The organism is Candidatus Accumulibacter aalborgensis (assembly GCF_900089955.1).
In the GTDB taxonomy this organism is placed as follows: domain Bacteria; phylum Pseudomonadota; class Gammaproteobacteria; order Burkholderiales; family Rhodocyclaceae; genus Accumulibacter; species Accumulibacter aalborgensis.
Genome location: NZ_FLQX01000098.1, coordinates 1 through 11,081 on the forward strand (window position 1 = coordinate 1; position 11,081 = coordinate 11,081).

Sequence of the window (11,081 nt, forward strand, 5' to 3'; positions counted from 1 at the left end):
CTTTATAGTGCTGGTATGGCTCGTGAGTAAACCCTGAGTGGGCCGTAGCTCTCGTCAGCCTGGCTCAGATCGGAGAGGATTATTTCACAAACCAAACGTTTTTTTATTGGTACGCAATCTGGAACTTGATACCGAACCAACGAGAATCCATTCCTTGCCGCTCCGTTGAACCATAGCTCTGTGAGACTGACTTCCTCTTTTGCCTCGTAAACAATAATTCCTTTGTCACCCCGCCATCTAACCTGGACTCCCACGGTCATCGGGGCGTTAATTGGCATGGTAACACGCTGCTCGCATACGAAGCCAATTTCATGTAACCCGGAATACTTGTGCGAATAGACAACTGTCAGACTCTTCGCGGAATCACCTCTCTCATTTTCCAAACCAACCTCGAAAAGTGGTTCAGTTATATCCTTGGGAAGAGAGAAATTTAGAAGTTTCAACATCCAGCTTTGCTCTGACTTCCTGACTGAAAAGGCGGCATCTCTCAACCGCAGCCATGTCAGTACAATAATCATGCCGGCCACAACTCCCAAAAGACCAAGGGCAACCGTGTAAGTCAATTTATCACCGTTACAAACCAATAATCCACAACAGGGGCAGCGGTACCGTCCCGGCTCCGCCTCCCGGATGCTTTGGTAAACTCCCAACGGAAGCGGACAATGGGTCATCCGACCGTTCTGATTTTCCAGAGAAAAATGGGACACTTCGATTTGCCGATTGCATCAATGATTCTGAGCACCCACATTGCTTGAGAATCTCCGGATCTCTTGCCAGCTCGTTGTAAGTTGCTCGTACTTCGGTAGACCAGCGTTGACAGTTCGTGCAATACAAACGGTACTGCGACCCAGGCCAAGCGTTCATTGAAACAGCAATGCGCATTATGCAATCATTGTATCCACCATCGGCTCGCTTGTAGCCAAATGGGAATGGGTCGGGTGAAACTCCAATTGGACCAAACCCATAGTTCGATGGTGCGCTACCATCTTCGAAAAATACGTTCTCATGTGCAATTTGCCACGTTCCCATCAAAGGCGCCAGGACCATGAAAGGGAACAATGGTTGCAACGGGCGGAAACCAAAATATGCAAGGCCCTTCGAGTCGATCCGACCCCCCGGATTCCCATAGACGTATCCATAGGTATTAACGCCACCCGCCAACCCAATCGGATCGCTTTGCACATACCTCCCAGCACTCGGCTCATAATCCCTGAAGTAGTTGTAGTTCAGATTGCTCTCCCTGTCCGCGTACTGCCCCGGAAACCGCAGGTTCAATGTGAACGCCTGCCCATCGCCATCCGGGGCCTCCTCAGGCAACCCCATCCCGAACGGTTCGCCGAGCGGCGTGTTGCGCCAGACGACCCGGTTCGCCTCATCGGTGACCAGGCGTGGCGTATTCAGGTGATCCTGATGGAGGTAGTAGATCTTCACGCCGCCAGCAGCCACGGTGATCGGTACTTCCGCCGACCAGGTCGTCGCTCCGCCGCTGTCGGTGGCCCTGGCCTTCAGGACGTAGTTGCCGACAGGGACGTTGCTCCAGGTGATGCGGTACGGTGCGCTGGTGGCGCTGCCGATCGGCGTGCTGCCTTGATAGAAGGCGACTTCGGTGATGTTGCCGGTAGTGTCCGCGGCCTCGGCGCTGACGGTGATCGTCGCCGGCGCGGTGAAGCTCTGCCTGGCTGCCGGGGCGCTCAGACTGACCGTCGGCGGAGTATTGGTGACGCTGACGCTGACCGTGGTGGGGGGGCTGGCGAGTTGGCCGTCATTGACGATCAACTGCACGAGGTACTGGCCGGGAAGGTCAGCGCTGAAGGTGGGGTTTGCGCTGTCGGCGCCGGTGAGCACGGCGTGGCTGCCGGCTGGTCTGGCGATGAGCGACCAGGCGTAGCCGAGCGTCGCTCCTTCGGGGTCCCTGGACACGCTGCCGTCGAGTCTGATCACGCTGCCGAGCGGCACGCTCTGGTCGGGGCCGGCGTTGGCGAAGGGGGCCTGGTTGACCGTGCTGCACTTGGCGCGCGTGCAGCGCAGCGCACACAGGCGGCCGTCGATCGAGTTGATGACGCCGTTGCCGTCGGCGTCGCGCGGGTCGTCGGGGCCGCTGACCTTGGCGCGAGCGAGGATGGCTTTCTGGATGAGGTTCAGGTCGTCGAGATCGATGTCGCCATCTCGGTCGACGTCGCAGGGAATGGCCCAGGCGCGAGCGGCGAGAACGAGCGTGAACAGGAAGAGCCACAGACCCTGTGGTGTGGCGCGAAGAAACGCGCTCGTCGCACCCTGGTGAGTGCTTGCGGCACCCGCCCGCGGCATCGATTCCGGACCACGCCCCGGGGCTTGGGCTCCGGGTTCGGTCGTTTTCATTGCATCACCGCCAGCGGGAAGTCTTCGAGCCACAGGTATTCGCGCTGGATCGTGCCATCGGCGGCGCTCTCGGCGATCAGGTGCCCTTCGGGGTCGTAGACGTAGAGTGTGTCGTCAGCGTTGCGCTTGCGGATGCGTTCGCCGAGGCCGTTGGTGTCGTAGCGGGTAACGCCGGCGGCAGTACTGGTCTGGGTCAGGCGACCTTTGCCGTCATAGACGTAGCTGTTGGCTCCGTCGCCGGTGATGCTGCCGTTGGCATCATGGCTGTAGTTTCTCGGTGGGACGCTGCCGACGCTCTGCAGGCGGTTGCTGAGCGGGTCGATGGTGTAGCTCCGGGTCGTGCTGCCGAGCGTGTGGCTGGTGCGGTTGCCGGTGGCGTCCCAGGTGTAGCCGTAGGCGGTATTCGGCAGGCTGGCACTGGTCAGACGGTCGAGGCCGTCGTAGCCGTAGGTGGCGCTATGGGCGGCATCGGCGGCGTCGAACTGGGCGCTGAGGCGGCCGGCGGCGTCGTAGCTCAGAAGCCAGTTCTGGGCGCCGAGGGTGTAACTCGCGATGCGGCCGTCCTGGTCCTGGTGACGGGTGTGCATCTGGCCGGCGCCGTCGCGATAGCTCTTGATGCCGCCGAAGGGGTGGTAGCGGATGTCGGCGGCGATCACCCGTGTCTGGCCGTCGCCCGCCGGGGCGCTGTCGGTCAGGCGGACTTCGCTGATCCGGCCGCTGGCGTCGCGGCTGTAGGCGATGGTCCGGCCGCTGGGGGTGGTCAGGCCGGTGATGCGGCCAGCCGACCAGATCCAGGCGGTGGTGTGGCTGACGCTGCCCACGCTGCGGGTCTGGCTGAGCAGGCGGCCCTGCGCGTCGTAGCGGTTCTCCAGGCGGCTGACGAGTGCGTCGTTGCGGCTGTCGTCGATGCGCGTCAGACGGCCGATGCCGTTTTCGCCCTGATCCCAGAGGTAGTCGGTCCGGCTGCCGTCGGCGTACGAGATGCGCGTCAGGCGGTTCAGGGCGTCCCAGGCGAAGACGCTGGTCTGGCCCTTGGCGTCGGTGCGGGTGATTTCGTTGCCGGCGGCGTCGTGGGTGCTGGTCGTCAGGCCGCTGTCGGGGCTTTGTTGGCGCAGGCGGTTGCCGAGGCCGTCTACGCTGTAGCTGGTGGCGAGGCTTCTCGGGTCGCTGACGCGGGTCAGGTGATCGCGGCCGTCGTACTGGTAGCGGGTCTGGCCGGAGGCGGGGTCGGTGATCTGGCGCAGGCGGTCGAGGGCGTCGTAGGCGAAGGTGCTGCGCTGGTCCAGGGGGTCGGTGATCCGGGTCCGGTGGCCGTTGGCGTCGTAGTCGTAGGCGGTGATCTGCCCGCGGGCGCCGATGTCCTGGGTGAGTCGGCCGAGGCCGTCGTAGAGGCGTTGGCGGGTCTGGGTGAGTTGGTTGGCGGGGTCGCGGAGATCTTCGCGAATGCGGTGGCCCATGGCGTCGAGGGTGTAGACGATCTGGTTGCCGAGCGTGTCGCTAATGGCGGTGAGTCTATGCGCGGGGTCCCAGGTGTAGGCGAGGCTGCTGCCGTCGGGGAGCGTGACGCGGGTGGGTTGGCCGGCAGGGTCGTAGGTGTAGGTGGTGACTTCGCCGTCGATACTGTGACTGGTCAGGCGCTGGCGTGCGTCGTAGCTCAGGGTGGTGACACGGCCGTTGGCGTCGATCACGGTAAGTGGGTTGCCGTGCGGGTCGTAGGTGGTGATCCGGGTGAGGTGGCCGAGGGCGTTGGTGACGGTGGCGAGATTGCCTCGTTTGTCGGGGTCGGGGTCGGCGGCGTCGTAATAGGTGTAGGTGGTGAGATCGGCGACGTCGGTGCGCGGGCCGTCGACGCTGAGCAACTGGCCAAGGGTGTTGTAGGTGAAGGTCCAGGTCCGCGGGAGCCCGTTGGGGGTGACGGCGAAGCCGCTGCTGCCATCGGCGTCGGGGGTGGCTTGTTCGCTCTTCTGGCAGACGACGCCGAGCGGCTGGCTGGTATTCGGGGTGCAGGTGACGACGCTACTGGCGACGCGGTCACCGTGGTGAATCCAGGTCGTGAGGCGCTGCGCTTCGGCGACCTGCATCGGGCGGCGCCAGGTCGGGTGCCAGCGGGTGGAGACGGTGCGCGCTTCGGCCTGACCGCTCGCTTCGACGCGGCGGGTTTCGAGGTTGCGGGAAAGGTCGTAGGTATACGTGTCGAGGCGGTCGTTGAAGTCGGTGTGCGTGCCGAGGTTGCCGTTGGCGTCGTAGGTGAAGCGCTCTGTGACGCCGGGAAGGAGCGCGTGGCTGATGCTGCGGGTCAGGTTGGCGCTGAGGATTTCCTGGAAGCTGTATTGGCTGACGGCGTTGAGCGGGTTGGTATGCGTGGCGCCGGTGATCTTGCCGTTGCCGTCTTTCTGGTAACTCAGGCGGTGCGAGTCGACGCCGCCGGCGTGTTCGCTGCTGGCGACGAGTGCGCTGCTGTCGTAGGTCCAGTGGGCGTAGGGGATGCCGTTCTCGTCGGTCAAGCCGGTGAGCAGGGCGGGTTCGACCTGGCCGGCGACGGGGACGCTGGTGTAGGTGTAGGAACGGGTGCTGTGGTCGGGATAGGTGACCGTGATCAGGTTACCGGCGGCGTCGTAGGTGTAGGTGATTTTGTGGCCGGCCGGGTCGGTCAGTTCGCTGAGCAGTCCCTGGCCGTCATAGGTGAAAGTCAGGCGGCGCCCGAAGGGGTCTTCGACGCGGCTCAGCGCACCGGAGGCGGGATCATGACTGAAACTGAGCGAGAGACCGTCGCGGTCGGTGCGCGTGAGGCGCCGACCGCTGGTGTCGTAGGTTTCGATGGCGTCGTCGCTGTCGCGGTAGGTCCAGCCGGTGGCGGTCTTTTCCAGTTGGCCGACGATGTCGGCGTCGCCGATCCACTGGGTCGTGCTGTTGGGCCGGGGTCGGAAGTAGAGGATCTGGCCGTCGTCGCGCAGCATGAGGACGAGTTGGGTCGCTGCAGCGGGGTTGAGCAGCACGTCGTAATGGTGGCGCCAGCGGTTGCCCAGGCTGCGACGCGCGGCGTTGCCGACGTGATACGGGCTTTGACTGTCGTAATAGCGCTTGAAGGCCAGGGGCGAGGTGCCGGCAAAGGTGTAATCGGTTTCCCACTGGACCTTGCAGCCCTGGCCAGGGACGATCGGGTTGGCGAGGCACAGGTCGGCTTTCTTCTTCTCCGGTGGCAGCGCACACACGGGCGATGCGAGCGGCTTGACCAGGCCACCGGAACAGCCGCAGCTTCCGGCCGGCGGTATGTTGGCGCCGAAGGGGATCAGCAGCGGTCCGGGGAAAACGTCTTCATAGGTGGTCTTGCCGGTGGTGTCCGGGTAATCGGCCATGAACACACCGGCGATGCTCTGAGAACTCGGGTAACGGCGGTTGACCAGCAGCAGGTGAAACTTGCAGTGGCTGGAAAAGACGCGACTCTCGGCGAACGCCGAGCCAAAGGTCTTCTTCAGAGCGGACTCCAGATTCGCCGGTTCATACCAACCGACTTCGATCTCGCCGCCGCCAGCGTCGATGACCTGGCCGGAAGAACTGCAGCGCAGCGACATCACGGAATACAGGTATTGGCCATTGACCGGCCCCGCCTTGGCGACAAACTCGCTGCCGATCGTGAAGTTGGTGTAGCTGCACGAGGCGCTCCAGGCGACGCTCGAGAACAGCGTGGCACAGAGCGTGGAGAGGAGGCGGAGGGCGGTGAGGGAAGGATCGAGGGAGAGTCTGGTCATGGCCTTGTCCTTTGTGGCTTGCAGCTTGCAGCTTGGAACTTGGTTACGTGTGGCTGAACGGTGTCCGGTTTTCGTTGCCGACGGCAGGTGATGCAGCGATACGCACTCCGCGCTATGGGGCGTCGCCGGCTCTGACGGAGACATTTGGGTCAGGCCACGGTATTCTGTGGCGCTCATTATCTGCTCAGGGTCCGTCACTGTTGGTTATTCGTGGTCTGTCACGGCTTTTGTTACGGGTTGAAAATAAACCTCCAAGCAGTCAGCCTTTTCGTAAGCCTTAATAGACATACCTGCCTGTCGCGCATGAAGGCAAAGCCCCATCAAGGTCGGCATTAGGAAGGAGCGCCAAGCCATGCCAGCGTACACAGCTCGCATACCGCTTCTCTCGGGTGCGTGTGATTCGTGCGCGGCATATAAGACAATAATACGAAGAGCAATTCTTCTTTTCCACCCAGTCACTGTAAGTACAACTTCACGACGCTCGTCGATCTCTCGCTGAACAGCCGTCGCAGAACCTGTTGCTCCGTACAATACATTCATTGTTATCCCCGCCAATTACGGTGATGGCCACATCGGTGGTTGGTCATGAGGCCAAGTTGCCGCTTTGCAAGCAGAATACAATACCCAACACCCCCCCTTGGCAGGAACAGTTAGCGTCCCGCAAGCGTTTGCAACATTCAAGCAGATTTCGAGTGCCCTCTCACATATACCCCCTCCACCAGAAGATTGCTGAGGTGGTGGGCCGGACGACGGCGGAAAACCTGGAATTTCAATGGTTGGAATTGACTCGGGCGGCTTTGGAGTTCCCGGCCAGCCTGGAGGTGGCGGCAGCGGAATGACAATTTGCGTTCCGTTGGGGTCGACAAATCTGATTGGTAGTCCCTTGGCATACCCATAGGTATTAATACCACCCTCGATCCCTATCGGATCACTCTGCAGATACCGCCCCAGTTCCGGGTTGTAATCCCTAAGGTAATTGTAGTTCAAATTACTTTCTCTGTCCGCGTACTGACCCGGAAACCGAAGGTTCAGCGTGAAAGCCTGCCCATCGCCATCCGGGTCCTCCTCAGGCAACCCCATCCCGAACGGTTCGCCGAGCGGCGTGTTGCGCCAGACGACCTTGTTCGTCTCATCGGTGACCAGACGTGGCGTATTCAGATGATCGTGATGCAGGTAATAGACCTTCACCCCGCCGGCAGCCACGGTGATCGGCACTTCTGCAGACCAGGTCGTCGCTCCGCCGCTGTCTGTGGCCCTGGCCTTGAGGACGTAGCTGCCGGCAGGGACGTTGCTCCAGGTGATGCGGTACGGTGCGCTGGTGGCGCTGCCGATCAGCGTGCTGCCTTGATAGAAGGCGACTTCGGTGATGTTGCCGGTAGTGTCCGCTGCGTCGGCGCTGACGGTGATCGTCGCCGGTGCGGTGAAGCTCTGGTTTGGCGCCGGAGCGCTCAGACTGACCGTCGGTGGAGTATTGGTGACGCTGACGCTGATCGTGGCGGGGGGGCTGGCGAGTTGGCCGTCATTGACGATCAACTGCACGACGTACTGGCCGGGAAGGTCAGCGCTGAAGGTGGGATTTGGGCTGTCGGCGCCGGTGAGCGCGGCGTGGCTGCCGGCTGGTCTGGCAGTCAGCGACCAGGCGTAGCTGAGGGTCGCTCCTTCGGGGTTCCTGGAGGCGCTGCCGTCGAGTCTGATCACGCTGCCGAGTAAAACGCTCTGGTCGGGACCGGCGTTGGCCACCGGTGGGCTGTTGCTCGTCGCGCACTTGGCACGCGTGCAGCGCAAGGCGCACAAGCGGCCGTCAATCGAGTTGATGACGCCGTTGCCGTCGGCGTCGCGCGGGTCGTCGGGGCCGCTGACCGTGGCGCGGGCGAGAATCGCTTGCTGGATGAGCTTCAAGTCGTCGAGATCGATGTCGCCGTCTCGGTCGACGTCGCAGGGAATGGCCCAGACGTGGCTCGCGAGAACGAACCAGCACAGGAGCAGCCACACCCAATGTCTCGCGCTTCGAAACATCGACCCCATCCCCGTGAACAAGCATCTGAGGCGATCAAAAGCGGCCTCGACTCAAGGCCAGGTTCTTCGCCTGGCGTTCAGTATTCTTGCTCGGCAGTCTGTGCTGCCTGCTCCGCCCGCACGAGGTGGGCGACTCGCCTTGCTGAAGCGATCAGCCAGGCCGGACGATCTGGCGCCGGCGAAGGCTGATGACGACCATCAGGCCGGCACCGGCGAGCAGAACCAGCGTGCCGGGTTCCGGTACAGCCGCAGGCAGAACAGTGATGCTGCCGTTACTCGACGTGGGTGTCCGCGGCGTGCCCAGGGCGTCGCCGAAGGTGATGTTCTCGAAAAGCAGCGAACTGGTGCCCAGAGCAATACCCTTGAAACCGAGAGTCAGCAGCAACATGGAATCACTCTGCAGAGCGAGGAGATCATCGGGGGCTTCGAGCGAGAAAGCGCTGAGGTTCAGCCGGCCGGGCGCCAGAAAAGGAACGTCCAGGCCGACCGCCAGACCCAGGGCACCCGCATCGGTAGCCTTGTAGAAGGTGATGATCGCGGGATCATAGACGACTTCGAAATCGTAGTCGCCGAGACCGCCAGGACTACCTGGTGGCTCGGGGGCGACGTCGGAGATGCGGACCTCGACCGTCGCGACACTGCCGAGCCCAATGTCTTGCGCGGCTGGCGAGAAGCTGAGCACGTAGGCCGAGGCCGCTCCCGAAAGGAAGAGCAGACCCGCAAAGACGCAGCCAAGCAGCGCTCGTGCGACGTATGTGGTTTTCATCAGGCTGATCTCCCTGAAAAACTGAGCCTGTTTGAATACGGTGCCATGATCGGAACCAAGACGGGCAGCAGTCCGCCGGTTGCCCCGGCCCGGGTCAGGAGCCTGCTTCCGGCGCTCATCAGTCCCCTGCATGCACGCTTGAGGCAGTAAGAGGAAACGAAAGCAGTATTCGTTCCTGAACGGCAAACATCCATAAAATTAGATAGCTGGCAAACCGCACCGAGTTTACCGTGACCAAAGTGTAAAAAATTCCGACAGATTGTTGCCTTTTGGGGTTCACGTTGCGTGCCATGGCGCGGATCACCCTCCCGCGCACGTTTCCCGTGCGCACCGCAGCCTCAGCGCGCGATGCGGGCGGCTGACCTTCATGGCTGATCAGCAGCCCGCCTGACGTCGGTTTGCGAAAAATCATGGCCCTTGAAAAGCAGCACATCACCCCGGCGGCTGGTCAAGGCATAGGCAAAACAATCGCCGAAGTTCAACCCGGCCGGATGCCGCCCTTTGCCGAAGCGTTGCCAAGCGTCGAAGGCTGTTTGCACCAATTCGGCGTCAGCGGGTTCGACCTGCACTTCGGTGGCGTCGAGCAGCTCGCCCAACGCCTGCACACCCGGGCGGCCGAGCCGGGCTGAGATCACCATCATCGTCTCCAGCCAGTTGGCTGCGCAGATTACCGGCATTTCCGCTCCGGCGAGCGCGAGAGCCAACGCGTCGCATTCCGGCTCACCCAACAGGATGGCGACCAATGCCGAGCTGTCGACGACCATCGTCAGCGCGGCAGTCCGTCCGCACCAAGCCCGAGGATCTCAGCCTCGGGGCGCTCATCGAGCACGGGCAGACGAGCGGCGCGCGCGGCAATCGCGCGGATACGAGCCAGCCGCAGGTCAGCGTCAAACCGGCTGGCAGGAAGACTCCGCAGCGCATCGAGTTGAAGGATGACCTCCTGATTGAGCGAACGGCGGTGGGCCCCCGCCTGTTGCTTCAACCACAAGTGCAGATCGGCTGGCACATCGCGTAAGGTAAGGTTCGGCATAGGTTTTGCAGTGACATCGAAATGACTGCATTTTAGCATCGGTGAGCAGCCTGCAGGCGAAACGCTGCTGTGCAGTCCTCAATCCTTCGAGTCGCCTGCGAAGCTGTCTGGCGGCGTGGCGGGGGCGAAAGCCACACACCCCTTCTTGACACCATGCTTCACATGTTGCGATTTCTTGTCACGTGCCAAGCGAAACAACCAGCCAGTCGCTTAGGAATGCCTGGAGCATTAGTGATGACCCAGTTCATGATTTGCGTTTCCTCATTTCTTGCAGCAGCACCGCTCCACAACGTCGTGTAGTGGCTAGTAAGCGGATCTGCTGCGTAAAACAGAAATACCTCGTCTGCCTCTTGCGTATCAACATGGATAATGCTCCAATTCCCCAGCCTGAACAACTGCAGGACGTCAACAGCCGATGCTTGCAGTTGATTCGCGATTACAGGCGCCAACACTGCCTTGCGTTCATTATCGAGTTGGCGGTTGATGCCATTGCATGGCTGTGAATGGGCCGTTGAGCTTAGTAACATTGAAATGGCAAACAATACGGAAAGGATACAAGGTTTCATCATATCTCCTGGCCTGGACGTGTCACTTGTAACGATACCAGGTTGGCGCTCCGAACCACGAACTGTCCAACTGGGACAGGCTAATGAGCGACCCTGTGCGTTGCACTCTGATCGCGCGTCGGTTGCTTCGCAAAATATGAGCTGGGTGGCTTGTCATCCACGGAAAACGAGAATACATCTATGTAAGCTGGCTGGTTAACTTTAGCTAGTAGTGGAATTTTGCAGTCCTTTGTCCAAATCCGAACTGAAAGCCCTGGCCTTAATCTGGATGGACTGCCGTCGCCACCAAAAGCCGTATATATTATTGTGTCTCTATTTATTCTAAACCGATAAATCTTTGAAGAAGCATAGGAAGAAATCGATACCATATCCGGCCGGACGTCCGTAATCGTTCCTGACATAGAAGGAGAAGAACCGCCCCCTATATCTGGAGCCGGTAGCGAACAGGATGTGTTGGCGACAGCAAACTCCATCGATATCACAATGAATATCATGGCGGTAGCTAGTACGCTTTTCAACTGCTTACTTCCTATCGGCCTTGATCATCATTCCGGCCACCCCCGCTACGCCGCCATCGGCATCAGATAGGGCTGCTT

The 11,081-nt window shown here is 61.1% G+C and carries 8 protein-coding genes; all 8 read right to left on the bottom strand.

From position 1 onward, the window contains the following. Positions 1-2: 2 nt before the first annotated feature. The 8 genes from ACCAA_RS07690 to ACCAA_RS07725 all read right to left on the bottom strand — a co-directional run bounded on the left by ACCAA_RS07690 (position 3) and on the right by ACCAA_RS07725 (position 10,485). Positions 3-563 (bottom strand): hypothetical protein, encoded by a 561-nt coding sequence (locus tag ACCAA_RS07690; RefSeq protein WP_186406656.1) that lies wholly within the window; start codon positions 561-563, stop codon positions 3-5. Between the two features lie 10 nt (positions 564-573). Beyond that, positions 574-2,358 (bottom strand): RHS repeat domain-containing protein, encoded by a 1,785-nt coding sequence (locus ACCAA_RS21795; protein ID WP_222104805.1) that lies wholly within the window; start codon positions 2,356-2,358, stop codon positions 574-576. After that, the gene (locus tag ACCAA_RS07700) at positions 2,355-6,107 is read right to left on the bottom strand and encodes a DUF6531 domain-containing protein (RefSeq protein WP_186406657.1); all 3,753 of its coding nucleotides are present in this window, start codon (positions 6,105-6,107) and stop codon (positions 2,355-2,357) included. The genes ACCAA_RS21795 and ACCAA_RS07700 overlap by 4 nt, the downstream gene beginning before the upstream one ends. Before the next feature lie 555 nt (positions 6,108-6,662). Continuing rightward, positions 6,663-8,123 (bottom strand): RHS repeat-associated core domain-containing protein, encoded by a 1,461-nt coding sequence (locus ACCAA_RS21800; RefSeq protein ID WP_222104806.1) that lies wholly within the window; start codon positions 8,121-8,123, stop codon positions 6,663-6,665. A 151-nt stretch (positions 8,124-8,274) separates the two neighbouring features. Then, complete coding sequence (locus ACCAA_RS07710) at positions 8,275-8,889, bottom strand: cohesin domain-containing protein (RefSeq protein ID WP_186406658.1); 615 nt, start codon at positions 8,887-8,889, stop codon at positions 8,275-8,277. Positions 8,890-9,254: 365 nt separating this feature from the next. Then, positions 9,255-9,653 carry a type II toxin-antitoxin system VapC family toxin gene (locus tag ACCAA_RS07715; protein ID WP_186406659.1) on the bottom strand — a complete coding sequence of 133 codons (399 nt, stop codon included), beginning with the start codon at positions 9,651-9,653 and terminating at the stop codon, positions 9,255-9,257. Between the two features lie 2 nt (positions 9,654-9,655). Then, complete coding sequence (locus tag ACCAA_RS07720; RefSeq protein ID WP_186406660.1) at positions 9,656-9,919, bottom strand: FitA-like ribbon-helix-helix domain-containing protein; 264 nt, start codon at positions 9,917-9,919, stop codon at positions 9,656-9,658. 158 nt (positions 9,920-10,077) lie between these two features. Beyond that, positions 10,078-10,485: a hypothetical protein gene (locus ACCAA_RS07725; RefSeq protein ID WP_186406661.1), complete on the bottom strand. Its 408-nt coding sequence runs from the start codon at positions 10,483-10,485 to the stop codon at positions 10,078-10,080. Between the last annotated feature and the right edge of the window lie 596 nt (positions 10,486-11,081).

What these genes read in the sequence shown, in the direction of transcription:
- ACCAA_RS07720 (WP_186406660.1), bottom strand. Translation starts at nt 9,919, where the DNA reads ATGCCGAACCTTACCTTACGCGATGTGCCAGCCGATCTGCACTTGTGG.
- ACCAA_RS07700 (WP_186406657.1), bottom strand. Translation starts at nt 6,107, where the DNA reads ATGACCAGACTCTCCCTCGATCCTTCCCTCACCGCCCTCCGCCTCCTC.
- ACCAA_RS07725 (WP_186406661.1), bottom strand. Translation starts at nt 10,485, where the DNA reads ATGAAACCTTGTATCCTTTCCGTATTGTTTGCCATTTCAATGTTACTA.
- ACCAA_RS07710 (WP_186406658.1), bottom strand. Translation starts at nt 8,889, where the DNA reads ATGAAAACCACATACGTCGCACGAGCGCTGCTTGGCTGCGTCTTTGCG.
- ACCAA_RS07715 (WP_186406659.1), bottom strand. Translation starts at nt 9,653, where the DNA reads ATGGTCGTCGACAGCTCGGCATTGGTCGCCATCCTGTTGGGTGAGCCG.
- ACCAA_RS21800 (WP_222104806.1), bottom strand. Translation starts at nt 8,123, where the DNA reads ATGTTTCGAAGCGCGAGACATTGGGTGTGGCTGCTCCTGTGCTGGTTC.
- ACCAA_RS21795 (WP_222104805.1), bottom strand. Translation starts at nt 2,358, where the DNA reads ATGAAAACGACCGAACCCGGAGCCCAAGCCCCGGGGCGTGGTCCGGAA.